General features: G+C 72.7%; 24 protein-coding genes and 2 pseudogenes. 16 read left to right on the top strand and 10 right to left on the bottom strand.

Annotation, left to right across the window (positions count from 1 at the left end; all coding sequences use genetic code 11):
* Positions 1-90 precede the first annotated feature (90 nt).
* The 3 genes from KV557_RS25645 (at position 91) to KV557_RS25635 (ending at position 2002) form a co-directional block, all read left to right on the top strand.
* Entirely contained in the window at positions 91-582 is a 492-nt protein-coding gene (locus KV557_RS25645; protein WP_218203839.1) for an SAM-dependent methyltransferase, read from the top strand.
* A gap of 21 nt (positions 583-603) precedes the next feature.
* Positions 604-1371, top strand: coding sequence for an SDR family NAD(P)-dependent oxidoreductase (locus tag KV557_RS25640; RefSeq protein ID WP_218203838.1), 768 nt, complete (start codon positions 604-606; stop codon positions 1369-1371).
* A gap of 253 nt (positions 1372-1624) precedes the next feature.
* Positions 1625-2002, top strand: coding sequence for a hypothetical protein (locus tag KV557_RS25635; protein ID WP_218203837.1), 378 nt, complete (start codon positions 1625-1627; stop codon positions 2000-2002).
* 278 nt (positions 2003-2280) lie between these two features.
* Here the strand turns inward: KV557_RS25635 and KV557_RS44930 are convergent, their stop codons facing one another.
* Positions 2281-2421 (bottom strand): hypothetical protein, encoded by a 141-nt coding sequence (locus tag KV557_RS44930; protein ID WP_218203868.1) that lies wholly within the window; start codon positions 2419-2421, stop codon positions 2281-2283.
* A gap of 89 nt (positions 2422-2510) precedes the next feature.
* Here KV557_RS44930 and KV557_RS25625 point away from each other — a divergent pair, with 89 nt between their 5' ends.
* Both KV557_RS25625 and KV557_RS25620 read left to right on the top strand, forming a co-directional pair.
* Positions 2511-3860: a glycosyltransferase gene (locus KV557_RS25625; protein ID WP_218203836.1), complete on the top strand. Its 1350-nt coding sequence runs from the start codon at positions 2511-2513 to the stop codon at positions 3858-3860.
* A gap of 19 nt (positions 3861-3879) precedes the next feature.
* Positions 3880-4059 (top strand): hypothetical protein, encoded by a 180-nt coding sequence (locus KV557_RS25620; RefSeq protein ID WP_218203835.1) that lies wholly within the window; start codon positions 3880-3882, stop codon positions 4057-4059.
* A gap of 109 nt (positions 4060-4168) precedes the next feature.
* Here the strand turns inward: KV557_RS25620 and KV557_RS25615 are convergent, their stop codons facing one another.
* Positions 4169-4906 carry a hypothetical protein gene (locus KV557_RS25615; RefSeq protein ID WP_308130068.1) on the bottom strand — a complete coding sequence of 246 codons (738 nt, stop codon included), beginning with the start codon at positions 4904-4906 and terminating at the stop codon, positions 4169-4171.
* Positions 4907-5212: 306 nt separating this feature from the next.
* Between KV557_RS25615 and KV557_RS25610 the strand changes: the two genes are divergently transcribed.
* Both KV557_RS25610 and KV557_RS25605 read left to right on the top strand, forming a co-directional pair.
* Positions 5213-6088, top strand: coding sequence for a hypothetical protein (locus tag KV557_RS25610; protein ID WP_218203834.1), 876 nt, complete (start codon positions 5213-5215; stop codon positions 6086-6088).
* Positions 6089-6204: 116 nt separating this feature from the next.
* Entirely contained in the window at positions 6205-6585 is a 381-nt protein-coding gene (locus tag KV557_RS25605) for a DUF5994 family protein (RefSeq protein ID WP_218203833.1), read from the top strand.
* A gap of 186 nt (positions 6586-6771) precedes the next feature.
* Here the strand turns inward: KV557_RS25605 and KV557_RS25600 are convergent, their stop codons facing one another.
* The 7 genes and pseudogenes from KV557_RS25600 to KV557_RS25575 form a co-directional block, all read right to left on the bottom strand.
* The gene (locus KV557_RS25600; RefSeq protein WP_218203832.1) at positions 6772-7023 is read right to left on the bottom strand and encodes a hypothetical protein; all 252 of its coding nucleotides are present in this window, start codon (positions 7021-7023) and stop codon (positions 6772-6774) included.
* A gap of 105 nt (positions 7024-7128) precedes the next feature.
* Entirely contained in the window at positions 7129-7374 is a 246-nt protein-coding gene (locus KV557_RS25595) for a hypothetical protein (RefSeq protein WP_218203831.1), read from the bottom strand.
* A 185-nt stretch (positions 7375-7559) separates the two neighbouring features.
* Positions 7560-7697, bottom strand: a pseudogene (locus tag KV557_RS42975) (serine/threonine-protein phosphatase); the annotation flags it as partial.
* Between the two features lie 203 nt (positions 7698-7900).
* Positions 7901-9574, bottom strand: coding sequence for a DUF885 domain-containing protein (locus KV557_RS25590; RefSeq protein ID WP_218203830.1), 1674 nt, complete (start codon positions 9572-9574; stop codon positions 7901-7903).
* Positions 9575-9805: 231 nt separating this feature from the next.
* Positions 9806-11356 carry a Na+/H+ antiporter gene (locus tag KV557_RS25585; protein ID WP_218203829.1) on the bottom strand — a complete coding sequence of 517 codons (1551 nt, stop codon included), beginning with the start codon at positions 11354-11356 and terminating at the stop codon, positions 9806-9808.
* Positions 11357-11530: 174 nt separating this feature from the next.
* Positions 11531-11638: pseudogene (locus KV557_RS25580) on the bottom strand (short-chain dehydrogenase); the annotation flags it as partial.
* Positions 11639-11744: 106 nt separating this feature from the next.
* Complete coding sequence (locus KV557_RS25575) at positions 11745-12164, bottom strand: DUF5997 family protein (RefSeq protein WP_218203828.1); 420 nt, start codon at positions 12162-12164, stop codon at positions 11745-11747.
* Positions 12165-12231: 67 nt separating this feature from the next.
* Between KV557_RS25575 and KV557_RS25570 the strand changes: the two genes are divergently transcribed.
* The 3 genes from KV557_RS25570 (at position 12232) to KV557_RS25560 (ending at position 15401) form a co-directional block, all read left to right on the top strand.
* A complete protein-coding gene (locus KV557_RS25570) occupies positions 12232-12987 on the top strand; it encodes a LysR family substrate-binding domain-containing protein (RefSeq protein ID WP_256177950.1) in 756 nt (251 codons plus the stop codon).
* Positions 12988-13107: 120 nt separating this feature from the next.
* Complete coding sequence (locus tag KV557_RS25565) at positions 13108-13695, top strand: DUF421 domain-containing protein (protein WP_218203826.1); 588 nt, start codon at positions 13108-13110, stop codon at positions 13693-13695.
* Positions 13696-13997: 302 nt separating this feature from the next.
* Positions 13998-15401: an amidase gene (locus tag KV557_RS25560; protein WP_218203825.1), complete on the top strand. Its 1404-nt coding sequence runs from the start codon at positions 13998-14000 to the stop codon at positions 15399-15401.
* Between the two features lie 6 nt (positions 15402-15407).
* Here KV557_RS25560 and KV557_RS25555 read toward each other — a convergent pair whose 3' ends face one another.
* Positions 15408-17366, bottom strand: coding sequence for an FUSC family protein (locus KV557_RS25555; protein WP_218203824.1), 1959 nt, complete (start codon positions 17364-17366; stop codon positions 15408-15410).
* Positions 17367-17544: 178 nt separating this feature from the next.
* On the opposite strand from KV557_RS25555, the gene KV557_RS25550 reads away from it, so the two are divergent.
* From KV557_RS25550 to KV557_RS25525, 6 genes are all read left to right on the top strand, one after another.
* On the top strand, positions 17545-18867 hold the full coding sequence (locus tag KV557_RS25550; RefSeq protein WP_218203823.1) for a radical SAM protein: 1323 nt from the start codon (positions 17545-17547) through the stop codon (positions 18865-18867).
* 506 nt (positions 18868-19373) lie between these two features.
* On the top strand, positions 19374-20414 hold the full coding sequence (locus tag KV557_RS25545) for a phytanoyl-CoA dioxygenase family protein (protein ID WP_218203822.1): 1041 nt from the start codon (positions 19374-19376) through the stop codon (positions 20412-20414).
* Between the two features lie 2 nt (positions 20415-20416).
* Positions 20417-21733 (top strand): DUF6271 family protein, encoded by a 1317-nt coding sequence (locus tag KV557_RS25540; RefSeq protein ID WP_218203821.1) that lies wholly within the window; start codon positions 20417-20419, stop codon positions 21731-21733.
* Between the two features lie 22 nt (positions 21734-21755).
* Complete coding sequence (locus KV557_RS25535; protein WP_218203820.1) at positions 21756-23135, top strand: type III PLP-dependent enzyme; 1380 nt, start codon at positions 21756-21758, stop codon at positions 23133-23135.
* Positions 23136-23714 carry a GNAT family N-acetyltransferase gene (locus KV557_RS25530; protein ID WP_218203819.1) on the top strand — a complete coding sequence of 193 codons (579 nt, stop codon included), beginning with the start codon at positions 23136-23138 and terminating at the stop codon, positions 23712-23714.
* Positions 23715-23719: 5 nt separating this feature from the next.
* Positions 23720-24931: an MFS transporter gene (locus KV557_RS25525; protein WP_218203818.1), complete on the top strand. Its 1212-nt coding sequence runs from the start codon at positions 23720-23722 to the stop codon at positions 24929-24931.
* The last annotated feature ends 15 nt before the right edge of the window (positions 24932-24946 follow it).

The raw sequence follows: 24946 nt of genomic DNA, 5'->3' as shown, positions 1-24946 counted from the left end.
CGCCCCATTGGCAGAACTGAGCCCCCATCATGGCCTCCGACCTCTCGCCGCTACGATGCGGGTGATCACGAACCGAAGGGGGAGCACAGGATGGCGAACACGCCGCACGAGGTGACGTCGAAGCCGGTGGCCGAGGTGGTCGGCGGGCGCGACGAGGTGTACGACGACGCCTGGGGGAGCGTCAGCGCGATCATCCGCCTGGACGCCGAGCAGTTCACCGAAGAGGCGCTGTACGGCCTGGAGGCGTTCTCCCACCTGGAGATCGTCTACCACTTCGACCGCGTCCCCGCCGACAAGGTGGAGACCGGCGCCCGGCACCCGCGCGGCAACACCGACTGGCCGCTGGTCGGCATCTTCGCCCAGCGCGGCAAGAACCGCCCCAACCGCCTCGGCGTCTCCCGCTGCACCCTCCTCCGGGTGGACGGCCTCGACCTGCACGTCACCGGCCTCGACGCGGTGGCCGGCACCCCGGTGCTCGACATCAAGCCGTACCTGGCCGAGTTCGGCCCGCGCGGCGAGGTCCGCCAGCCCGACTGGTCGACCGAGCTGATGCGCGACTACTACGACTCCGACCTCGACTGACGCACCGAAGGGGGGCACGGCATGACGACGGAACGACTCGCGGTGGTGTCCGGCGCCGGCACCGGCATCGGCCGGGCGATCGCGGCCCGGCTCGCCGCCGACGGACACCGCGTGGTGATCCTCGGACGGCGGGCGGCCGTCCTCGAACAAGCCAGGGACACGATCGAGCGGACGACCGGCCCGGGCCGGATCATCCCGCTTCCGGCGGACCTGACCGACCCCGAGGCGGTCGGGTCGGCGGCCGCCCGGATCGCCGAACTCGGCCCGGTGGACGTCCTGGTGAACAACGCCGGCGCCATCGTCACCCCGCCCGCCGACGACACCCTCGCCGCCCTCGCCCACTCCTGGCGCCAGGACCTGGACGGCAACCTCCTCACCGCCGTCCTCCTCACCACCGCCCTCCAGAACCACCTGCGCCGCCCCGGGTCCCGCCTGGTCGTCATCAGCTCGGCCGCCGCCCAACGGGGCGGCGCCGGCCCCCACTCGGCCGGTTCCTACGCCGCCGCCAAGGCCGCCCTGCACGGCTGGGCCTTCGGCCTGGCCCGCCAACTCGGTTCCGACGGCATCACCGTCAACGTCCTCGCCCCCGGCTACATCGAGGACACCGAGATCTTCGGCGACGGCTGGACCGAGTCCTTCCACGCCCAGAAGGTGGCCGACACCCTCGTCGGCCGCGCCGGCACCCCCACCGACGTGGCCGAGGCCGTCGCCTACCTGGCGTCCCCGGCCGCGGGCTACCTCACCGGCCAGGTCATCGGCCTGAACGGCGGCGCGGTGCTGGGCCGCTGACCGGTCCTGATTACTCTTGGTCACCCAGTCGGCATCGCTGGTCCGGGGGAAGCAGTACTGCGGCAGATACTCGCCCGCCCCACCGTTGAGCAATCCCGAGGGGGGCCGCGATACCGGCCGCCCGGGCGGTGCGCACGATCAGTGACGACATCTCGGCCGCCGGGATTCTCCCGCGGCGGCGTGTGTCGGTCGGTGGGAGTATGGAAGAGAGGGCCCGGCGGGCCCGTCGACACTCTGTGCACGGAGGAGAGTTGTGGTCAAAATTGCCGATCTGAACGGCCGGCGCTATCGACGCAACGCCCCGGGCGAAGACCCCAACGCAGTCTACTTGGTGATCGACAGCCAGCTCCGTTGGATTGCGAATCCGCCGACCTACAAGAATCTGTTTCCGGATAATGAGGGAATTTACAGCGAAACGTTCCTGGACGACATACCTGGAGGGCAGGTCATCGATGGTGCCACTCTTGCTCGCCCCGGGAATGACGCGGCCATCTATCTGATGATTGACGGGAAGAAGCGACTCATCCCGAATCCCGCAACCATGGACAGGTACCACTTCAACTGGGACAATGTGGCGTCCATTCCCGTGAACGCCATGAATGACGTCCCGACTGGCGATCCAGTTCCCTGACAACGACGGGGCAGACACCGCCACGAAAGGCGCGGGCGCCGGTGTTACGGGCGCCCGCAGCTCGCCGCCGCCGGTCAGCCGGGTGGCCTTTGACGGCTCGTAGGTGATCGTGATGCCGGTGCCGTCCTTCTTGGGGTCGACCGACACTCGCGAGTCCCGCAGTCCGGACGGCGTGTGCGGCCCCTGGCTCCGATTGCCGCCTCACGTCGGGCGGTTGTGCTCCTGGCCCAGGGGCCGTTGCCAAGCATTCCGCACACGCGGGCGGCGCCGGCCCGGTGTCAGACGACGATCTCGACGGCCTCCATGCGCAGTCCCGCGCCGGTCGTGCCGACGACGGCGGTCTGGCGGGCGCTTGCGCACTGCCAGCCCTGCCAGCCGTAGGTCTCCTGAGCCGACCGGTAGGGGCGGCGTGGCTGGATCCGACCGGCGTTTACCGATCGTCAACAACCTTTCCCTACGGTGGGCCCGAGGGGCCGTCCCGAGGCGTGCCCCGACCGCACAGAACGTCATGCACCGTCATGAACGTCACGCACGTCACGCACCAGGGGGGATCCCACTGTCCAGGATCATCACGGCCGCCGTACCGGCGCACGGTCACGTCGGCCCGCTGCTCGCCATCTCCGCCGATCTCGTCGCCCGGGGGCACGAGGTGGTGTTCCTCGGCGGGGCGCGGTTCGCCGGGGCGGCGGAGAAGGCGGGGGTGCGGTTCGTCGCGCTGCCGGTCGAGGCGGACTTCGACGACCGCGACCTCGACGCCCGGTTCCCCGGGCGGTCGGAGGTGCCGGCGGGGCCCGAGCGGATCGCGTTCGACGTCAAGCACGTGTTCACCGAGCCGATCCCGGCCCAGTACGGGGCGCTGGAGAAGCTGCTGGCCGAGTTCCCGGCCGAGGCGGTGATCGCGGACGCGTTCTTCCAGGGCGCGCTCGCGCTGGCGCTGAGCCGGCCGCGGGAGGAGCGGCCGGTGGTGGTTTGCATCGGGGTTGCGCCGCTGGTGTTCCAGAGCGTCGACACCGCGCCGTTCGGGCTGGCGCTGGCGCCGCTGCCGGGGGAGGCGGGCCGGGCCCGCAACCGGGCGCTGAACGAGGAGATGAACCGGCGCGCCGAGCCGTTGCAGCGGTACGCCGAGGAGGTGTTCGCGGGCCTCGGCGTCAAGCTGCCCGAGGGGCCGCGTGGCAACGCGATGGTCACCGTCCCGGACGAGTTCCTCCAGCTGACCGTGCCCGGCTTCGAGTACCCGCGGAGCGACGCCCCGGCCGCGATCCGGATGATCGGCGCGCTGCCGTCGGTCGTCGGCAACGAGCACCTGCTGCCGGCCTGGTGGCGGGAGCTGGACGGCAGCCGCCCGGTGGTCGTGGTGACCCAGGGCACGCTGGCCAACGCGGACCTCGGCGACCTCGTCGCCCCCGCCGTGACGGCCCTGGCGGACCGCGACGTGCTGGTGATCGCGGCGACCGCGCGGAAGGACGGCCCGGAGGCGCTCACCGCGCTGCTGGGCGAGCTCCCCGGCAACGTCCGCGCCGCCGGTTACGTGCCGTTCGACCTGCTGCTGCCGCACGCCGACGTACTGGTCAGCAACGGCGGCTACGGCGGCGTGCACACCGCGCTGCGGTACGGCGTGCCGCTGGTGGTCGCGGGCGCGAGCGAGGACAAGCCGGAGGTGGCGGCCCGGGTGCAGTGGTCGGGCGCGGGCCTGGACCTGCGCACCGGGCGCCCGGAGCCCGCGGACGTCGCCCGGGCGGTCGACGAGGTGCTGGCCGACGGCCGCTTCCGCGAGTGCGCCCGCGCGCTGGGCGCGGAGCTCGCGGAGCACCGGCCGTTCGACACCATCGCCGAGCTGGTGGAGTCGCTCGGCCGCTGAATTCCGCGGCGGCCGTACCGTGTTCGTTCCCGGTTACGACCCGGTCCAGGACCTGGATCACCAGCCCTGGGGTGTCTGGGAGGTCGAGAACACCTGGCGTGACAACCGCTACTCGGCCGTCCCGGCGGACGGGGCGGAGACGGACCTCGACTTCATGTTCGTCCGGCTGAAACCGGTGAAAGATCGTGAGCCGCAGTGAGGAAGCTCACTGCGGCTCACGACCCGCTCAGATTCCGGGTGGTGACGTGCTCCTGCGGGTTCGGCGGGTGCCGCTGCGGTGGCTCACCGGGCCGGGGGCTGAAGCGGCCTCACTCGCCGTCGCCGTCGGCGTCGGGTGCGGCGGTGGGCGCGGCGCTGCCCTTGCTGATGCCCAGCTTGGCCTCGGCGGTGGTCCAGTCGGTGACGATGGCCTGCTGGGCGGCCGCGAGGGTGGTCTGGCCCTTGCAGATCGCGGTGTGCAGGTGCGTCTCGACGCTGTCCTTGGGGTTGTTCGGCCCCTTGCCCGGGACGTGGTCCGGGGACGGCGGCTGGACCCAGAGGTTGCGCGGGTCGTTCGGGTCGCCGCCGAGCTGGAGGCTGATCAGGTGGTCGTACTCGGCGTCGGCCATCGGGCCGGTGTAGCCGTAGGACTTGGCGTTCTCGGCCTTCTCCTTGCCGGTGATGTTCGCCGGCGGGCGGATCGTCGAGGTGTAGCCGCCCGGCTTGCAGATGGTGTCGTTGATGTTGGCCTGGGTGACCGCCGGGCTGGTCGCGCCCGGGGTGCAGTTCGGGTCGGGCAGCGGCTGCTTGTCCGCGGTGTAGCGGTACTTGCAGGAGCCGGCGGCAGGCTGCGGCTGCGCGTCGTACGAGCTCTTGGGGCCGGTCCCGACCGGGATCGCGTGGGCGCCGGCCGCGTCGGCGGCGGGCGGGGCCGCCGAGCCGTGCGGGGCGGAGCTTTGGGGAGCCGGCTTGGCGGTGTGGCCGCCGCCGGACGAGCAGCCTGTGGCGGCTGCGGTGAGCAGGACGGCCGCGGCTATGGCGAGAGCACCACGGGCGGGAGCCAGCACGAGTTCCTCCAGATGGGTGTGCGAAAGCTGCGGGCCGACGGAATGCCGGATACCGCGCCTGCGGACACTACCGCGTCAATAGGTCCAAAGGGGTGACGTCACGTCCGGGCGCGGGAGGACCGCGACCGGCGCGCGGAATCGTTTCGGCGTGGTCGTGGTCGTGGTCGTGGTCGTGGTCGTGGTCCAGAGCTGACGTCGGGCGGAGCAACCCAGCAGGCCGGGGCCCGCTGACCCTGCGTAGCTTCGTGATCGAACGTCCGTCGATCGGCAGCGTTCGCCCTCCTCGGACCCCGACCGGAGTCGTCCATGCGGATGCCCGCCCTCCTCACGGCAGCCGCCCTGCTGCCGCTCTCCCTGACCGCCGCGCAGGCCGCCCACGCCGCCGCCGGCCCGACCCACCGTTCGACGTACGCCAAGGACCTCAGCGTGCAGGTCAGCCCGCCGTCCTCCCCGACCGCGCCCGGTGCCGTCGGGACGATCCTGGTGACGGTCTGCAACAACGGCCGCGAGACGCCGACCGAGGCGACCCTCGTGGTCAACGGCCCCGGCGACCCCGGGCTGACCCTCACCACCGACCGCGCCGGCCCGGTGGACGGCGGCTGGAACTGGATCCGGTTCACGGTCGCGAAGGGCCTCAAGCCGGCCACCTGCGAGACCTCGCGGATCTACGGCAAGACGCTCAGCACCACCCCGGGGCAGAAGAGCTACCCGGGCGGCACCGCCGTGGTCACCTGGGACCCGGCGCAGAACCCCGGCGACAACTCCACCACCTGGTCCTTCGACACCTCCGCGCCGGTCACCAACGCGGTGCTGGAGATGTGGCGGCCCCCGCAGCCGGCCGGCCCCGGCAACCCGGCCGACTTCGAGGTGCTGGAGCGCAACCTCGGCCCGTCCACCGACTACCCGTGGCGCGGCCAGGTCGTCGCCCAGCTCCCGCCCGGCTCCAAGTGGCTCGATTCCGCGCCCAGTTACAACAAGTGCGTGATCTCGGCGGACGGCACGACGGCCACCTGTGCGGATCCCGTGAACAACACCTGGTCCCAGTACAACCGCGGCTTCGCGCTCCAGGTGGACCCGGCCGCGACCCCAGGCACGAGCATCCCCGTGACGCTCACCTACCAGGCCCCCGCCAACCCGGACCCGCACACCTTCGTGCTGACGGTGCTCATCCCGGTGTGCTGATCCGGCCGTCTTCGGGACGAAGAGGTCGTGGGTTCGGATCCCGCCACCCCGACCCAGGTCAGAGGCCCTGTCGGAGAAGATCCGATGGGGCCTCTGACGTATGAGCCGGCACGAAAGTGCGGCAACTGCCATGGCTGCCGGCGACCTTCACCGACCACCGGCTCAGCCTTCCTGCGAAGCTGGTGGCCCGCTCGCGTTATCTCCTTCTCGAACTCCCCGCCCTGGCCGCCGAAATCGACGAGCGGTGGGGCCGGATCACCCGGATCACCGTGAACCCCGCGCAGTGGCCCGTCATCCCCCCGCGCATCCCGGTCACCGGACATACCGTTCATGCGGGCTGGTTCACCACCGAGCAGGACGAGCACACGATCGCGGTGTTCTCGTACGCCCCGCGCCGGCTGAACCTGCTGGTCGTCCCGCCGGCGACGGATGCCGTCGATGCCGCCCGGCTGATGTCCGAGGCGAGCCGACCCGGCCAACACCCGGACCGCGAGTGAACTGCTCGCCGCACGGTCGGACGGTGGTGCTGCAGGCTCCGCCCTCCTGCCCTCGGCCGTCGCGCCCGCCGACGGCCCCGGCGAGGCCGGCCTGCGCGCGGACCTCGCCCGGAGCCGAGCCGCCTCCTGGCCGGTGTCGGCCTGACGGGCGAGCCGCACCGGCCCGATCGGCCGCAGCCGGGTGCGTCACTCGCGTGACCACTCGGTCTCGGCCTGGGGTTCGCCGATCGGCTCGGGCCCGTCCCAGACCCGGATCCGGACCGCCCGGGGGCCGGGAGCGGGCCGGGAGAGCGTGCGGACGAACACGTCCCGCAGGTGGTTGGCCGCCCGCTGGGGCGGTCCGTCGTACTCCAGGGGGTTCGGCATGGAGCCACCGTCCTGACGGGACCAGCGGCCGTCGTCGTCCTGGGTCTCCAGATCCCATCGGTAGTGCGGCATCCTGGCCTCCTGTGACGACGAGCCGGCCCCAGGACAGACCGTAAGGGCCGTAGCAGCCCACGGCGACCGGGGCCCGCCCGCTCGGAGCAGGCCGGACGGTCCTCGTCAGTACTCGGAGCCGCTTCGCAGGTAGGTGCCCACCACCTGGAGCCATGCCGAGGGGCTGAAGTACGCCTCGATCTGATGCGGGGTGTCCTCGTAGACGCGCAGCACCCGCAGCGCCCCGCTCGGGTGCAGGTCGTACTCGTAGGTGACGCCGTCGGCGCCGTCCTGGAACTGCATGTCCAACGGCCCCTTCGACGGCTCCGCCGGCGACCGGGCCTCGGTCGAGAGTTTCACGTAGACGGACATGTGACCGCCTTGCCTTCCTGCCTGCCGGGGAGTCCGCGTGGGAAGCAGTCCCTTTCAGGACGCTTCGACGATCGGCCCGTCCCGATATCCCCACGGTACGCTGCTCCTGCCGGGCGGGTCCGGCCGCTTGTGGGGCGATGCGGCAGGGCGGCCGGGGCACCGGTGCCTCAGCGCCACGTAGTGTCCAGTTCGCCGGCGATCAACGGGGCGATCAACCTGGGCGGCAGCTCATGGCCCAGGTCCAGCAGCCTCCCCAGCAAGCGTTCGCCGAACTCCTCCGACCGGTCCGGCTCGGCTGCGGCGGGCCGCCGCTCACCGCTCATCTGCGCTCACCGACGGCTCTTTCCCTGCCGCCGGACACCCGGCACGGCCTTGATCAACCCCACCTCCGGTGCGGTTCACCGGGCCGGTCCTTCCATTACGCCCGACGGCGGCGTCCTGTGCTCGGCTTCTGAGTCATCGCCCTTCTGAGGCGTCGGCGCGGGTGGGTGGGACCGGAGCACCGGCCTCGCCCACCCACCCGCCGTCAGTGCGCGGCGATCCAGTCCGTGATCAGCTCGTCCAGCACCCCGAGCGGCAGGCTCCCGTGCCCGATCACCTGGTGGTGGAACTCCCGGACGTCGAACCGCTCGCCGAGTGCGGCCCGGGCCCGCTCGCGGTGGCGGACGATCTCCCGGCGGCCGATCAGGTACGCGGTGGCCTGGCCGGGCCAGGCGATGTACCGGTCGATCTCGTTGCGGACGTTGGCCTCGGTGGTGGCCGTGTTGTCCCGCATGAACGCGATCGCCCGCTCCCGCGACCAGCCGAAGTGGTGCAGCCCGGTGTCCACCACCAGCCGGACGGCCCGCAGCGCGTCCATCGAGAGCATGCCGAAGCGGGACAGGTCCGAGCTGTACAGCCCCATCTCGTCCGCCAGCCGCTCGGTGTACAGGCCCCAGCCCTCGACGTGCGCGGTCATCTGCCCGCTCGCCTTCTGCCGGAACTCCGGCAGGTGGTGCAGGGTCTGCGCGACGGCGATCTGCAGGTGGTGGCCCGGCACGCTCTCGTGGAAGGCGATCGCCTCGTACTCGTACCGGAACCGGGTGTGCGGGTTCAGCGTGTTGATCCAGTGGGTGCCGGGCAGGCCGCCCGGGCCCGGCGGCTGGTAGTACGCCAGCGGCGCGGTCTCCGCTTCGACGGGGTCGATCTCCCGGGTCACGCAGTCGGCGATCGGGTAGGCACGGAACCAGCCGGCCGAGGCGCGGCGGGCGCGCTCCAGCGCGTCGTCGACCAGGGCGACGATCTCCTCGGCGCTGCCGAACCGCAGCGCCGGGTCCTCGCGCAGCGCGGCCAGCACGCCGTCGGGGCTGCCGATGCCGAGTACCTTGCCGCCGAGTTCGGCGAAGTCCTCGCGCAGCGCCGCCACCGTGTCCAGGCCGATCCGGTGGATCTCCTCCGGGGTCAGCCCGGGCCGGGTGTAGCGGGCGACGGCGTCCGCGTAGCCCTCGGCGCCGCCGGGGAGGTGGCAGACACCCGCCTGGTCGTCCGGCCTGGCGCCGGCCGCGAGCCGCTGCGCCAGGCCGGCCCGGTAGCGGGCCACCGCGGGGCGCACGCCGTCGCGCACGATCGTCTTGGCCCGCTCGGCCTCCCGGCGGCCCCGCAGCGGGCGCAGCAGCTGGTCGTCGGCGAGGTTCCCGGCGAGGTAGGTGTCCAGCTGGGCGATGGCCGCGTCCACGCCGCTGCGCAGGGGGTGGCGTCCTTCGGCGGCGGCGTCCACGTGGCGCTGGAGGTGGGTGTCGAAGTACCCGGGCAGGCCGGCCAGCCGCTCCAGGTAGGAGTCGGCCCCCTCCTGGTCGACGGCGGTCATGGCGAGGGACTGGAAGGCCTCGTTCTGCGGCGCCGTGATGGTCGCCGAGACGCTGAAGTCGTCCAGCCCGTGGGTGATCCGGCCGGTGCCGTTGTCGATCAGCCGGCCGAGCACGCGGTGCGTGACGCGGTCGTCCACGTCCAGCCCGTCGACGGGTATCGCGGTGAGCCGCGCCCCGAGGCCCTTGAGCACCGCGCGGTGGGCCAGCGCGGCCTCCCGGGACGGGTCCGGCACCTCGTGGGCGTGCCCGGCGACCCCGCTGAGCGTGGCACCGAACGGATCGTGCGCGTTCTCGGCGGCGAAGTACTCCTCGGCGAGCGCGGCGAGTTCGGCCTGCTGGGTCTGGTCGGTCATGTTGCTCCCGGGTCCGATGTGATGTGCGTGACAAGGGTTCCTGGGGGTGCCCCGGTGGCGCCGATTATTCGGACTTGGTGCACGCGTGGTCAATACGGGGGCGGGGAGACGAATTCCGAATGACCTTTACTGCAGTAGGCGCCCGGGGCTGCTGATATGACGGAATGTCGTCCTTTGCCGCCCGGTGCCGCCCGGTGCCGCCCGGTGCCGTCCGGTCGATCGAGCGGGCGGTCACGGACCGCCGAGGCCCGCCTCTTCGAGGTCGAGGTCGCGCTGGAGGCGGCGGAGGGTGGTGTCGCTGATGCAGTGGTCGTCGTAGAGGCGGTGGAGCTCGCCGTTCTGGACGGTGATGACCTCGCGGCGGATGTCGCGGTAGGCGGCGAGGGCGTCGGCGCCGGGGGAGTCGTCGGGGTCGTCGGCATGCCGGAGGCGGGCTTCGAGGCCGCGGCGGATGCGGTCCAGGACGTGGTCGGGGACGGATTCGAGGTCGGCGAGCTGGTCGAGGTGGGCCAGGCCGGCCCGGGCGAGGGAGGCGCGGGCGCCGGCCTCCTCGCGGGCGGTGTGCTCGGGTTCGAGGGCGAGGCCGGAGCGCTGGACGAGCGGGGCGAGGCTGAGGCCCTGGACGACGAGGGTGAACACCACCACGGCGGTGGTCAGGACGAGGATCAGCGGACGGCCTTCGAGGCGCCCGCCGGCCTCGGTGGCGAGCGGGATGGAGAGGGCGGCGGCGAGCGGCATCACGCCGCGTGTCCCGGCCCAGGCCACCACGCTGGCGACCTTCCAGGACGGCCGCCCGCCGGTCGGCTTCACGGCGGCGGAGAGCGGCAGCATCCACACCACGCGCAGCCCGATCAGGACGGCGGCCAGGGCGAGCGCCTGGAGCGGCCACAGGCCGCTGCCGCTGGGCAACTCGCGGACGAGGTTCGGAAGTTCGAGGCCGATGATGCTGAAGACCACGCTCTCAAGCAGGAACACCACCACCGCGTGGACGGCGTGCAGCTGGAGCCGGATCCGGGCGTCGCTCAGCCGGTGCCCGGAGCGCCCGAGCAGCACCCCGGCGACCACCACGGCGGTCACGCCCGAGGTGTGGGCGGACTCCGCGAGCACGTACGCGGCGTACGGGGTGACGAGGGCTGTGACGGTCTCCAGCACCGGGTCGGCGGTGCGGCGTCTGATCAGCGCCACGCCGCCCGCGACGGCCGCGCCGATCGCGCAGCCGCCCCCGGCGAGCAGCAGGAACTGCCCGCCGGCGTCCTGCCAGCCGACCGCCCCGGTGGCGACCGCGACGGTCACCGCGACCCGGAACAGCACCAGCGAGGTGGCGTCGTTGAACAGGCTCTCCGCCTGCACCAGCACCTGCACCCGCCCGGGCAGCGCCAGCCGGCGGCCGAGCGCGGTGACCGCGACCGGGTCGGTGCTGGCCAGCACCGCGCCCAGGACGAAGGCCATCGCGGGCGGCAGCGGCGTCAGGACGGCGGCCAGCAGGCCGACGGCGGCGGCCGAGACGAGGACGAGGCCGAACGCGAGCAGGGTGACGGGCCGCCAGACCGCCCGCAGGTCGCGCAGCGACAACTCCTCGGCGGAGGCGTAGAGGAGGGGCGGCAGGACGATCAGCCCGATCGTCTCCGGCGCGATGTGCAGCGCGGGCGCGCCGGGTATCAGCGCGACCACGAGTCCGGCGAGCACCAGCAGGGAGGGGGCGGGCACCCGCCATCGCCGGGCTCCGGTGGCCACCGTCGTCGCCAGTACTACCAGGAGGAGAACGGTCCCCACCGCGCGCATCCGCCGAGACCTCGGCCTTCGTTCACGGGGGCGCCCCGGCCCGTTGCCGTTGTCCGTCCCCCGGCCGACCAGGCTTCCCGGCACACCGTCGTCGTATTTTATCAACTCCTTACCGCGTGCGTTCGAATCACGTATGGACCTTGACGGCTTGTTAGCGCCGATTCTGCCTGCCGGTCAGCGATAGCCCTCCGGAGCGGCGGGTTTGCCGGCGTCCTGGACCTCGACCAGGTAGCGCCAGCAGTCCGGCCGGCTGCGGTCCCGGCCGGTGAAGCCGTACACCTGTCGACGAAACGAAGGTGCCGGCGTCCGTTCAACGTGGGTGAACGGGCGCCGGCACCATCCTTGCGCAGGGGTCCGACAATCGACCGGGGCCGATCGATCGAGCGGGTCAGCCCGCCTTGGCGGCCTTCGCGGCCTTGGCCGCGGCCTCCTTCTCCTGCTTCTCCTTGATCCGCGCGGTCTCCTTGCGCAGGTCCACCTGGTTGGCGCGCTCGTGCTGGAGCCAGAGCGGGTTCTCGGCCTTGATCGCCTCGATCTGCTCGGTGGTGATCGCCTCGGTCACCCCGCCGCGGGCCAGGCCCGAGATGGAGACGCCGAGCTTGGCGGCGACCACAGGGCGCGGGTGCGGGCCGTTCTTGCGCAGCTCCTGGAGCCACTGCGGCGGGTCCGTCTGAAGCGCGCTGAGCTCCTCGCGGGAGACCGTGCCCTCCTGGAAGCCCGCGGGGGTCGCGTCGAGGTAGATCCCCAGCTTCTTGGCCGCGGTGGCCGGCTTCATGGTCTGGCTGGTCTTCTGCTTGAGCGATGTCATGAGGACAAGGGTAAGGGAGTGTGCGGGTGCTTCCGGTCACGGTCGGTAGCCTTGCCCTGTGACAGACATGCAGGTGAACCCGTCCTTCCGGCTCGCGTACGTCCCGGGCGTGACCCCGAGCAAGTGGGCGCGCGTCTGGGGTGAACGGCTCCCCGACGTGCCGCTCGACCTCGTCGCGGTCCCCGCCGCCGACGGCGAGCGCACCCTGCGCGAGGGCACGGCGGACGCCGGCCTGGTGCGGCTGCCCGTCGACCGGGAGGTGCTCAGCGCGATCCCGCTGTACACCGAGACCACCGTCGTCGTCTTCCCCAAGGACCACTGGCTGGCCGCCGCCGACGAGGTCGCGCTCGCCGACCTGGCCGACGACGTGGTCTTCCACCCGCTCGACGACACCCTCGGCTGGACCGACCTGCCCGGACGCCCCGCCATCGAGCGCCCGGCCACCACGGCCGACGCGATCGAGCTGGTCGCGGCCAACGTCGGCGTGCTGCTCGTGCCGCAGTCCCTCGCCCGGCTGCACCACCGGCGGGACCTCACCTACCGGACGGTCGCCGACGCGCCGCAGTCGCAGATCGCACTGTCCTGGCCGCAGGAGCAGACGACGGACCTGGTGGAGGAGTTCATCGGCATCGTCCGGGGGCGGACGGTGAACAGCTCGCGCGGGCGGGGGGCCACCCCGGCGGACGACCCGAAGAAGACTGCGCAGCCGAAGAAGGCCGCCCCGCCCCGGAAGCCGCAGCCGCAGAAGAGCGGGCAGCAGAAGCCCAGGCCCAAGCCCAAGCCCGCCGCCGCCAAGCGCGGCAAGCCCAAGCGCCGCTCGTAGCGCCCAGGTGCTGGCCGGGGGCCCGGCGGGGCGCGTACCGTCGGTCCCCGGGCTCTCCCGCCCCGGCCGGTCGAGGGGCAGGAGTCGAGGGGCAGGAGTCGAGGGGCAGGAGGAGCGGCCATGTGGCACGACCTGGTGATCGTCCAGATTCCGATCGTGGAGAAGATCCTCCGCACGATCGCGGTCTACGCCCTGATCCTGGTCCTCTTCCGGATCGCCGGGAAACGCGGGCTCGCGGGCCTGAACACCTTCGACATGGTGGTCGTCTTCCTGCTGTCCAACGTCGTGCAGAACGCGATCATCGGCAACGACAACAGCCTGCTCGGTGGCGCCATCGGGGCCGTCACCCTGATCGCGGTGAACTCCGCCGTCACCCGCTGGCTCGCCCGCGACCCGCGTGCCGCCCGGCTGCTGGAGGGCACGCCCACCACGGTCGTACGGGACGGCACGCTCGTCCCCGGCGCCCTGCACAGCCTCGCGCTGCGCCCGTCGGAGCTGGAGCACGCCATCCGCCTCCAGAACGGCGACAACGTCAGCGACGTCGCCCGCGCCCGCCTGGAGCCCGACGGCCAGCTCCTGGTCACCCTCAAGCCCGCCGAACAGAGCGCCACCCGCGGCGACGTCGAGGACCTCCGGCGCCGCCTCGACGCCATCGAGCACCTCCTCACCACCCTCGCCGCCGACCGCCGCACCGAGCCGCCGCGCTAGCCGGCGGGGGGGTCGGTGCGGCGGCGCGGAATCCCGGAGCTCCGAGGTGTACTGGGTGGGCACGGGCGTCACCTTGGGTGTGGGGTTGGTGATCGGCAGCTTCCCCGGCGGTGGTTGGCGAAACGGCCGCCGGGCGGCGGGTGGGTGAACGCCGGGGCGTATGCCGAACGTCCGTGCGCTGTCCGGCTGTTGGTGTGACCTGGGGCCGCGTCGCGCGGCGAGGGGTACCCGTGGGCGGCGTCGCGCGCCTAGACTGCGAAGCTCTTGCGAGATTACCGGTCAGTAGGGAATGGGGAGTTGGGATGGCCGACGAGCGGACCCACGCGTTCACCAACGACGCCCTCGGCGAGCACGACGCGGTGGCGCTGGCCGCCCTCGTGCGCGACGGCGAGGTCAACCCCCGGGAGCTGGTCGCGGCGGCCGTCGCCCGCGCCGCGCGGATCGACGACACGCTGCTGCCCGTCGCCCACGCCTCGTACGACCGGCCGCAGATCAGCCGGGAGGGCATCGGCGGCCCGCTGTGGGGCGTCCCGACCTACCTCAAGGACAACGTCGACCTGCGCGGCCTGCCGACCGCGATGGGCAGCGACGCGTACCGGGCTCGCCCGGCCCGGCGCAACGCGCGCTTCACCGACCAGTTCCTCGCCACCGGCCTCGCCGTGCTCGGCAAGACCCGGCTGCCCGAGTTCGGCCTCAACGCCTCCACCGAGTTCGCCACCGCCCAGCCGGTGCGCAACCCGTGGAAGCCCTCGCACTCGCCCGGCGCCTCCTCCGGCGGCGCGGCGGCGCTGGTCGCCTCCGGCGTGGTGCCGATCGCGCACGCCAACGACGGCGGCGGGTCGATCCGCATCCCGGCCGCCTGCTGCGGCCTGATCGGCCTCAAGCCCACCCGGGGCCGGCTGGTCACCAACGCGCAGGGCGGCAAGCTGCCGATCGACATCGTCACCGACGGCGTGCTGACCCGGTCCGTCCGCGACACCGCCGCCTTCTTCGCCGCCGCCGAGCGCCACCACCGCAACCCGGACCTGCCGCCGCTCGGCCTGGTCGAGGGCCCGGGGGAGCGGAAGCTGCGGATCGGCCTCGTGGTGGACTCGCCGATCGCCAAGACCGACGAGCAGACCCGCCGGGTGGTCGAGGAGACCGCCGCCCGGCTGGAGGCGCTCGGCCACCGGGTCGAGCCCGCCACCCTGCCGTTCGGCGAGGACTTCTCCCGCGACTTCGTCTCGTACTGGGGCTACATCGCCTGGGTGATCGCCCTCACCGGCAAGTTCCTGCTGGACCCGAGCTTCCGCACCCGGGACCTGGACGGCCTGACCACCGGTCTGCGCCGCCGCTACCGGAGTGAGTTCCGGCGCACCCCGGGCATGCTGCGCCGCCTGCGCCAGGCCGAGGCCGCGTACGCGGGGATCTTCCGCACGCACGACGTGATCCTCTCCCCGGTGCTCGCCCACGTCGCCCCGCCGATCGGGCACCTGAGCCCGAACGTGGCCTTCGACGAGCTGATCGAGCGGCTGCTGCGCTACGTCGCCTTCACCCCGGTCAACAACGTGACCGGCGGCCCCGGCATCGCGCTGCCCGCCGGGGCGGCGGCGAACGACCTGCCGATCGGCGTGCACCTCTCGGCCGCTCACGGGCAGGAGCGCCTGCTGCTGGAGCTGGCGTTCGCGCTGGAGGCGGACCGGCCCTGGCGGCGCATTCAGGACTGACGGTCTCTAAGGCCGGAGTGCCGCGATGGACCGGGCAGCGTGGACCTCGTGGTGCAGCCGGGCCAGTGCGCAGTCGGGGGTGAGCACGTCCTCGGGCGGCTCGGGCAGCGCCTCGCCCGTCCGCAGGGCCTCGGCGAGGTCGGTCAGCTCGCGCGCGACCGCGCCGACCTCGGCCGCGGACGGTACCGGCGCGCCGTGCTCGACCCGTACCCGGGTGGCGGTCGTGGTGTCGACGATCCGCTCGACCGCGATCACCAGCGGCCACCACGCCTGCGCCCGGGCGCCGACCGGCGGCGGCTCGGTGAGCGCCCGCTGGAACTCGCTGCGGACGGCGGCCAGGTCCCGGAAGAGCCGCCGCCGGTAGCGGGCCCGGGCGGGCTGGTCCCGGCCCGGGCCCGTGGTGAACGCGAGCGAGACGTACGAGGCGGTGTCCGCGACGGCGTCGGCCAGCCGGTCCCCGATCCGGGTGTGCCAGGACTCCGGCCACAGCAGGTAGCCGGCCAGCAGCGAGATCCCGCAGCCGATCAGCGAGTCGTACAGCCGCGGTGCCACGAGGTGGAAGCCCTGGTGGTTGAGCAGGTCGGACAGCAGCAGGATCACCGGCGTGATCGCCGCCGTCTGGAAGGCGTACCCCTTGGCCGACAGCGCCGGGATCAGCGTCGCCAGCGCCGCCATCACCGGCACGTCCCACCACCCGTGCGGCACCTCGGCCAGCACCGGGATGGCGATCAACAGCCCGGCCGCCGTGCCGAGCGCGCGCAGCACCGCCCGGGAGAACACCGAGCCGAAGTCGGGTTTCATCACGAAGGTCACGGTGAGCGCCACCCAGTACGAGCGGGGCACCGGGATCACCGACACCAGCACCTGTGCGAGGCCGATGCACAGCGCCAGCCGCAGCCCGTACCGCCAGGACGCCCCGGACAGCAGCAGCGCCCGCGCCGCCCGTCCGGCCCGGTCGCGCAGCGCGGCGGGGTGGCCGAGCCGGTCGGCGGCGGCGTACGGGTCCGGCTCGGCCTCGTGCACGACGTCGGCCGCGTGCCCGATCGCCTCGTCCAGCGCGCGGGTGGACGGCCCGGCGGGCTCCGGCAGGGCGGGTGCGGGGACGGGCCCGGTGCGGCTCTGCTCGACGGCGTCCGCCAGCTGCCGCACCGCCGCCGGGTACGCGGCCGGCAGCGGGCCGTACGAGCTCGGGCGCAGCTGCGCTGCCGAGGCCGCCTCGACCACCGGGATCACGGCGTTGAGCTGGGCGAGCAGCCGGACGAGGCTGCGCGAGCGTCCGTGCCGCCGCGCCCGCCGGGCGAGCAGCAGGTCGTACGACTGGTTGAGGGACTGGGTGAGGGCCTGCCGCGCGCCGTCGTAGCCGGGCGAGCCGGCGGCCTCCAGCAGGTCGGCGACCGCCCGGTACGTCCCGGCGACGACCGCGCGCTCGGGCGTGCCGCCGCGCAGCGGCCAGGCGAGCAGGGCGAGGACGAGCACCACCCCGCCGCCGGTAAGGAGCAGCAGTGGCGGCAGCCACCAGGGCGACGGCAGCGGCAGGCCCGCGCCGACCACCGCGTTCAGCAGCAGGAGCAGCCCGGACACCGAGGCGACCGCGCCGATCGACGAGATCATGCCGGAGACCAGCGCGATCAGCGTCAGCAGGGCGACGGCCGTCCAGCCCGCGCCGTGCACCAGGCTGCCGAGCAGCACCCCGAGGGCGCCGAACAGCTGCGGCACCGCGATGTTGAACACCCGCATCCGGTAGGCGTCCGCGGTGTCCCCGATGACGCCGGACAGCGCGCCCATCGACACCAGCGCGCCGTACCCGGGCCGCCCGGTGGCCGTCCCGACGGCGAGCGGCGCGGCGAGCGCCACCGAGGCCCGGGCCACCGCCGCCCACGGGATCGGCGCGGCCTTGGGCCGCAGGCTCTCGGTCAGCCAGCTGGGCGGGGCGAGCCGGGCGGCGGCTCGGGAGCGGCGTGCCATACGGCCAACGTACGGCGGGGCGGCGGCAGCGGCTCCCGGTGGCAGGTGCCTACGTCAGAAGTCGTAGCGTGTGAACGACTGCAGACCGAGGCACGGCACGGCAGCGGGTCACCAGGATGTGCGGGGGATGATCTTCGCCGTCCTGTGGTGGCACGGGGCCGGGAGGGATGTACAGCGGATGGAAAGCCAGGGTCGGAGCCGGACGGCGCTCGTCGAGGACCTGATGGAGCGGTTCCCGGAGGTGCCCCGGGAGGCGGTGATCAAGGAGGACCTGCTGCGCGGCGGCATGGCCTTCGACGAGTCGGCGCTCAGCGGCAGCGGCGGCGCGGGGGAGGGGGAGGTCAAGCCCAAGTCGTACTTCATCTTCTCCTTCGACCACCGCACCCTGCCCGAGCTGGGCGCCGCCGCGCTCAACCGGCCGCCGGAGGAGATCGTGCTGACCGGCGGCCCGTACGGGCTGCGCCGCACGGTGGTGTCGGTGCGGGTGAACCCCGACGCGCCGTACCGGGTGCGAGCCGGCGAGGACGGCACGCTCGGCCTCTACCTGGACGGCGCGCGGATCGCGGACGTGGGCCTGCCGCCGATGCCGGACTACTACCGGCACACGCTGGCCAACGGGAAGTCGGTGATGGAGGTCGCGCCGACGATCCAGTGGGGCTACCTGATCTACCTGACGGTCTTCCGGGTGTGCCAGTACTTCGGCGCCAAGGAGGAGTGCCAGTTCTGCGACATCAACCACAACTGGCGCCAGCACAAGGCGGCCGGCCGGCCGTACACGGGCGTCAAGCCGGTGGAGGAGGTGCTGGAGGCGCTGGAGCTGATCGACCGCCACGACCCGGCCCGCACCTCGCAGGCGTACACGCTCACCGGCGGCTCGATCACCTCGCACGTCGGCGGCAGGGCGGAAGCGGACTTCTACGGCCAGTACGCCAAGGCCATCGAGGAGCGCTTCCCGGGCCGGTGGATCGGCAAGGTGGTGGCGCAGGCGCTGCCGCGCGAGGACGTGCAGCGGTTCCACGACTACGGCGTGCGGATCTACCACCCCAACTTCGAGGTCTGGGACAAGCGGCTGTTCGAGCTGCACTGCCCGGGCAAGGAGCGCTACGTCGGCCGGGACGAGTGGCACCGGCGGATCCTCGACTCGGCCGAGGTGTTCGGCCCGTCGAACGTGATCCCCAACTTCGTGGCGGGCATCGAGATGGCGCAGCCGTTCGGCTTCACGACCGTGGACGAGGCCATCGCCTCCACCCGGGAGGGCCTGCGGTTCTTCATGTCGCACGGTGTGGTGCCGCGCTTCACCACCTGGTGCCCGGAGCCCACCACCCCGCTGGGGAAGGCCAATCCGCTGGGCGCGCCGCTGGAGTACCACATCCGGCTGCTGCAGACCTACCGGGCGACGCTGGAGGAGTTCGGCCTCTCCTCCCCGCCCGGGTACGGGCCGGCGGGGCCGGGGAAGGCGGTGTTCTCGGTGAGCTCTTTCATGGACTCGCTGCCGAGCTGACCGCTCTCTCACAGTCTCCACGTCCGGGACAACGGACGTGGCCGCTCCGGCGGTTCACTCCTGATCGACCCTGTCGGCACACTCGGCCGCCCGAGGCTTCGGCCTCGGGCGGCTCTTGTTATGTCAATTCCCGAAACATACCCGCGCTTATGTCAGTTGGCGAAACATAAAGCGAGCCCGGCGGTGCCCCTGAGCTGCGCCGAATTCCCTATTGGTAACCGGGGGACGAGGGTTGACACCATTAGTTGGTCTAGTCCACCGTAGGGGGAACGCCATCCGGCGAGGACCGAGGCAGGGTGAGAGGCCTTGCCGGGCGGGCGAGTTGGCCGCGCGACCTGGCGAGAGTTCCATGGCCCGGGCCGCGGCAGGGTCGAGCGCATGCGGAGGGGCATGCGCTCCGCGGGCTGATTTCCCCACGCGATCGGTGACGATCCGGCAGCTCGTCGTGCCCGCACTGTACGTCAAGGAAGCACTGTGTCGAATGCGAACCATGGAGTGACTTGTTCATGTCGACCCCTGACGGATATCTGCATCGGGCCGCCTCGGACCGTCCCTACTTCAGCGCCGACGGGGAGGCCTACCTCGCGCAGACCGCGCTGCGGGACATCCGCAAGACGCGGCCGCTGCGCGTGCTGTCCGAGGAGGACTACGCGTTCTGGCAGACCTACGGCTACGTCGTCGTGAAAGAGGCGATCCCGGCCGGGGCGGCCAAGCGCCTGCTCGACTTCACCTGGGACTTCCAGGGTCTGTCCCCCGACCGCCCCGAAGACTGGTACCAGGAGCGGGAGTTCCGCGACGAACTCGACCAGCACCTGCACATCTACGGGTTCGTCGAGGCCTACCACCACCAGCTGATCTGGGACAGCCGGCAGACCCGGCGGGTCTACGACGCCTTCGTGGACGTGTGGGACTGCGAGGAACTGTGGGTCACCCTGGACCGGCTCAACCTCAACCCGCCCAACGTCCGCAACCGCGACCGCGCGCACATCGAGCCCACCGACAAGGGCTTCGACATCGAGCTGCACTGGGACGTCGACACCACGCTCGGCATGCTGCCCCAGCGCGTCCAGGGCATCATCGCGCTCAACGACACCCAGCCCGGCCACGGCGGCTTCCAGTGCAACCCGGAACTCTTCCGGCGGTTCAACCAGTGGCAGGCCGCCCAGCCCGGCGACCGCGACCCGATCCGGCCGAACGTCGACCGGGGAGAGTTCCCGGTCGTACGGCCCGAGTTGAAGGCCGGCGACCTGCTGATCTGGAACGGCCTGCTCGCCCACGGCGTCGAGCGCAACACCTCGGCGAACGGCGTCCGCGCCGTGCAGTACCTGTCGATGATGCCCGCGCTGGAGGAGGCCGAGGGGATCCGCCGCTCGCGCGTCGAGTCCTGGCGCGCCCTGAGCACGCCGGACTGGAACCGCACGCTCGTCGGCGACGCGACCCGGCACGAGTCGCTGCGCTACGGGCGCGCCGAGCTCACGGAGTTGGGTGAGAAGCTGCTCGGACTCGCATCCTGGAGCGGCAAGGGGTCCACCGGGGCGGGGGAGTAGCGGTGCGTCGCAGAATCTGCCTGACCCTGCCGACCAACCGGGCCTGCGCCGGGACGATCGCCGAGATCGGAGCCGAAGCCGCCCACGCGGCGCGAACGTTCGACGCCGAGGTGCACCTGCTGATCCTGGACTCCGCCGACGAGCCGGCGTACGAGGAGCACGCCAAGGCCGTCGCCGCCCTGCCCGGCACCGCCGACGTGCTCGTCCACCACCTCGACGAGGACGCCCAGCGGGCCTTCCTGCGGGACGTCATCGCGCGCTCCGAACTCGTCGGCGCGGACCGCTTGTTGGACCTCATACTGCCGGACGCCGTGTCCTACGGCGCCTGCACCAACCGCGCGTTCCTGATCGCCGCCGCCCTCGGCTGCACCTCCGTGCACCGCCGCGACTCCGACAGCCACTACCAACTCCTCGACGGCAAGCCGGTGTTCCCCGTCGACCACGAACTCGCCACCCTCGGCCGGCGGGCCGTCGACGCGGCCGGCGCCGTCACCGAGAGCGCCCTCGACCCGGCCCACGCCGACAAGCCGGTCGCGCTCGTCGGCGGCTCCTTCGTCGGTGAACTCTCCGTCGACATCGGCGAGATCCGCGACCTCGACCCGGCGGTCTACCACGAGATCGTCGGGCTGTGGGCGCCCACCGGCGCCACCGAGGAGGAGCGGCGCGAGCTCGCCGCCGAGTCCTTTGCAGGTGCCGGCACCGACCCGTTCACCCGCGACCGCGCCGTCCTCGACCTCCCGGACATCTGGCGGATCGACATGTGCAACGTCGCCCTCGACCACGAGGTCTACGAGCGCGTCCCGTTGCCGCCCGCCACCGCGACCATCGGCAGCGACTACTTCCTGCTGCACCTCGTCCGCGACGCCACCCTGCCCGGCGTCGTGCACAACCGGCACATCGTCAACTACTACACCCCGGAACGGCGCACCGGCCCCGGCTTCACCGCCTACCAGCTGCGCTACGCCAAGTTCCTGCTCTCCATGCTCTACCTCTACCCGGTCTACTCCGAGATGGAGGCCGCCGCCGGCGCCCTGCTCGACGAGCACCACCACGTGCGCGCCGACCTGATCGCCGACTCCGCCCGCCGCAGCGCCGCGACGGACCGTGCGGAGAACCACCGGCGGCTCGCCGCGCTCGACCACTGCTACCGGCAACTCGGCGGCAAGTACGCCGAGTTCGCCGATCACCTGGCGCCCCTGCGGGCGCGTCTGCTCGACGAGGCGCAGGCGGACATCGAGGACTTCGCACTGCTGATCGACGCGTGGGGCCCGCTGGTGCGGGCGAGCAAGGCCACCCCCGCCGACCGGCTGCCGCGGTAGCCGGGACCAGGAGCCCCCAGCGATGCATCAGAGAACCGCACAGCCCAAGGCCGTCCAGCCCAAGGCCGCTCAGCCCAAGAGGGCACAGCCCACAGCCGTCCAGCACACGACCGTGCACCCGCACGCGCCGCACTGCGCCTCCCTGCACGGCCGCACCCCGCACGGCCACGCGGAGCCCGACCGGCCCGCCCACGACCGGACGGCCCTGCGCGCCGCGCTGGCCGCCGCGACCGACGACCGGATCATCTACGACCTCGACGGCGTCGCCGGCCAGTACACCACCCTGGTGGCCGAACTGCCCGGCGTGGCCGTCCGGTTCGCGATGAAGGCCTGCCCGGTGGACGAGGTGCTCGACTGCCTGGCGGGCCTCGGAGCCGGCTTCGACGCCGCCTCCCCGCAGGAGATCGCCCAGGCGCTGCGCACCGGTGTGAGCCCCGGCCGGATCCACTACGGCAACACCATCAAGTCCGACCGCAACATCGCCGAGGCCCACCGGCTCGGCGTGCGCGACTTCGCCACCGACAGCCTGGAGGACGTCGCAGCGATCGCCCGACACGCGCCCGGCTCCCGGGTGTTCTGCCGCCTGGCCACCACCGGCGAGGGTGCGCTCTGGGGGCTGAGCCGCAAGTTCGGCTGCTCGCCCGAGGACGCCGTCCGGGTCCTGGCGGCCGCCCGCGAGGCCGGCCTGACCCCGTCCGGCCTCTCCGTCCACGTCGGCTCGCAGCAGATGACCGCCGAGGCCTGGCACATGGCGATCGACTCGCTGGCCGCCGTCGTGGAGGCGCTCAACTGGCGGGGCATCACGCCCACGTCCATCAACCTCGGCGGCGGCCTGCCCGCCCTCGGCGTCCTGGACCGGCGCGGCCGCCCGCTGAACCCGCCGCTGGACAAGATGTTCGCCGTCATCCGGGACGGCATGGACCGGCTGCGCGCCCTCTCGTCCGGGCCGCTGGAGTTCCTGCTGGAGCCGGGCCGCCACCTGGTGGCCGACCACGGCGCCATCCGCGCCCACGTGGCCCGGCTCTCCTCCCGCCGCCGGCTCGACGGCACCCGGGAGGACTGGCTCTTCCTGAGCTGCGGCAAGTTCAACGGCCTGTACGAGATGGACGAGCTGCAGTACCGGCTGGAGTTCCCGACCCACCCCGGCGGCCGGTTCGTCAACGCCTTCGTCGCCCGCCCGACCTGCGACAGCGACGACGCGTACGCCCAGGAGGACGGCCTCGTGCGGGTACCCCGCGCGATCGCCTCCGGTGACCCGGTCTGGGTGCACTCCTGCGGCGCGTACGCCATCGCGTACACCACCCGGGGGTTCAACGGCTTCGAGCCACTGCCGTACACCTGCATCGGGATCGGCACCGGCACCAGCACCGGCAACGGGATCGGCATCGGGGGAGGGGAGTAGATGGACGGCATCCGGATCCGTTCGGTGCACGAGGACGACTGGGACGCGATCGTCGCCCTGGAGGCCCGCGCCTACGCCGCCGGCGGCCTGTCCGAGGGCCGCGAGGCGCTGCGGTCCCGGCACGATGCCTCGCCGGGCACCTGCTTCGTGCTGGAGCACCGCGGCCGCTTCGGCGGCTACCTGCTCGCCCTGCCCTACCCGCTGTTCCGCTGCCCCGACCTCAGCCGGGCGGAGGCCGCTATCGCCATGGACGCGGATGCCACCAACATGCACGCCCACGACCTGGTGATCGCCGAGGAACTGCGCGGCCGGGGCCTCGCCCATCGGTTGCTGCGGCACCTGGAGGACCTCGCACGGGCGGGCGGCTACCGCACCGTCTCCCTGGTCGCTGTCCGCGGCTCGCATGTCGTGTGGACCCCGCTGGGTTACCGGGTCCGGCCCGAGATCGGCGTGCCCGCGAGCTACGGCTCCGAGGCGGTCTACATGGCGATGCCGCTGAGCCCGGACCGGACCGGGGCACCGCCGACCCACACCACCGACCCGCACCTCGGGTCGCCGTTCAGAGCCGAAGTGGGCTGATGCACATGATCCGCGTTCGTGACGACTTCCGCCGGCACCAACTGGCCATCGCCGCACTGTTCTTCGTCCTCGGGTTCCAGTACGCGACCTGGGTCTCCCGGGTGCCCGCGCTCAAGGCCGGGCTCGACCTGAGCGAGGCGCAGATCGGGCTGCTGCTGATGACCTGCGGGGTCGGCGCGGCGGTGTCCTTCCCACTGGTGGCGGTGCTGATGCGGCGGTTCGGCTCCCGCCTGCTGTCGGTGGTGTCCGCGCTGGCCCTCGGCGGGATCCTGCCCGCCCTGTCCGTCGTGCCGAACTACCCGGTCACGCTGCTGGTGCTGTTCTGCGACGGCGTCGCGGTCGGCTGCCTGAACGTCGCCATGAACGCCCAGGGCGCGGCGCTGGAGGCGCGGTTCGAGCGGACCACCATGTCCCGCCTGCACGCGACGTTCAGCGCGGGCTCGCTGCTGGCGGCGCTGCTCGCCTCGGCCGTCACCGCGGTCACCGGGACGCTCGCCGTGCACTTCGGCCTCGCCGTGGTGCTGCTCGTCGGGCTGGTCGCAGTCGCGCGGCCGGCGCTGCTGGCGGACGGGGAGGACGGGGAGGACGCCCCGGCGGAGGCCGCTCCGAAGAAGGAACGTCGTGGATTCGCCCTGCCCGCCATGGCGACGATCTGGATGGGCCTGGCGATGGTGTTCGGCACCGTCACCGAGGGCGCCATGAACGACTGGTCGGCGCTCTACCTCAAGGACGTCGTCGAGGCGAGCGCCGGCCTCGCCCCGATGGGCATCGCGGTCGTCTCGGTCATGATGGTGCTCGCCCGGATCTTCGCAGACGGCTGGCGCACCCGCTTCGGCGACGGCCGGATCGTCCGGGCCGGCAGCCTGCTGGCCGGCGCCGGGCTGGCCCTCGCGCTGCTCACCGGCGGCGTGCTGCCGACCCTGCTCGGCTTCGCCTGCGTCGGCCTCGGCGTCGCCGCCGTCACCCCGTGCGTCTACGTGGCGGCGGCCCGCCAGGGCTCCGACGCCCTCTCCCTGGTCGCCGCGATGGGTACCACCGGCCTGCTCGCCGGCCCTGCGGTGATCGGCTTCGTCGCCGAGGCCACCAGCCTGGTGTGGGGCATGGCCGCCGTCGCCGCCTCGGCGGCGATCGTCTCGCTGTGCGCCACCCGGATCCGCTGGCCCGCCCGCGAGCCCCGCGTCCCTCTTGATGTTCACCTCGCCCCCGACGCGACCTGAGGGTCGCGCTCGCAG

This window comes from Kitasatospora aureofaciens (assembly GCF_019192735.1).
In the GTDB taxonomy this organism is placed as follows: domain Bacteria; phylum Actinomycetota; class Actinomycetes; order Streptomycetales; family Streptomycetaceae; genus Kitasatospora; species Kitasatospora aureofaciens_A.
The sequence above is the reverse complement of the archived record's forward strand: the minus strand, read 5'-3'. Positions and strand labels throughout refer to the sequence as shown.

Coding starts and splice junctions, on each gene's coding strand:
- KV557_RS25545 (WP_218203822.1), top strand. CDS start 19,374: ATGTCGACCCCTGACGGATATCTGCATCGGGCCGCCTCGGACCGTCCC.
- KV557_RS25610 (WP_218203834.1), top strand. CDS start 5,213: ATGCGGATGCCCGCCCTCCTCACGGCAGCCGCCCTGCTGCCGCTCTCC.
- KV557_RS25575 (WP_218203828.1), bottom strand. CDS start 12,164: ATGACATCGCTCAAGCAGAAGACCAGCCAGACCATGAAGCCGGCCACC.
- KV557_RS25565 (WP_218203826.1), top strand. CDS start 13,108: ATGTGGCACGACCTGGTGATCGTCCAGATTCCGATCGTGGAGAAGATC.
- KV557_RS25640 (WP_218203838.1), top strand. CDS start 604: ATGACGACGGAACGACTCGCGGTGGTGTCCGGCGCCGGCACCGGCATC.
- KV557_RS25600 (WP_218203832.1), bottom strand. CDS start 7,023: ATGCCGCACTACCGATGGGATCTGGAGACCCAGGACGACGACGGCCGC.
- KV557_RS25550 (WP_218203823.1), top strand. CDS start 17,545: ATGGAAAGCCAGGGTCGGAGCCGGACGGCGCTCGTCGAGGACCTGATG.
- KV557_RS25645 (WP_218203839.1), top strand. CDS start 91: ATGGCGAACACGCCGCACGAGGTGACGTCGAAGCCGGTGGCCGAGGTG.
- KV557_RS25530 (WP_218203819.1), top strand. CDS start 23,136: ATGGACGGCATCCGGATCCGTTCGGTGCACGAGGACGACTGGGACGCG.
- KV557_RS25555 (WP_218203824.1), bottom strand. CDS start 17,366: ATGGCACGCCGCTCCCGAGCCGCCGCCCGGCTCGCCCCGCCCAGCTGG.
- KV557_RS25625 (WP_218203836.1), top strand. CDS start 2,511: ATGCACCGTCATGAACGTCACGCACGTCACGCACCAGGGGGGATCCCA.
- KV557_RS25525 (WP_218203818.1), top strand. CDS start 23,720: ATGATCCGCGTTCGTGACGACTTCCGCCGGCACCAACTGGCCATCGCC.
- KV557_RS25560 (WP_218203825.1), top strand. CDS start 13,998: ATGGCCGACGAGCGGACCCACGCGTTCACCAACGACGCCCTCGGCGAG.
- KV557_RS25535 (WP_218203820.1), top strand. CDS start 21,756: ATGCATCAGAGAACCGCACAGCCCAAGGCCGTCCAGCCCAAGGCCGCT.
- KV557_RS25595 (WP_218203831.1), bottom strand. CDS start 7,374: ATGTCCGTCTACGTGAAACTCTCGACCGAGGCCCGGTCGCCGGCGGAG.
- KV557_RS25570 (WP_256177950.1), top strand. CDS start 12,232: ATGCAGGTGAACCCGTCCTTCCGGCTCGCGTACGTCCCGGGCGTGACC.
- KV557_RS25590 (WP_218203830.1), bottom strand. CDS start 9,574: ATGACCGACCAGACCCAGCAGGCCGAACTCGCCGCGCTCGCCGAGGAG.
- KV557_RS25585 (WP_218203829.1), bottom strand. CDS start 11,356: ATGCGCGCGGTGGGGACCGTTCTCCTCCTGGTAGTACTGGCGACGACG.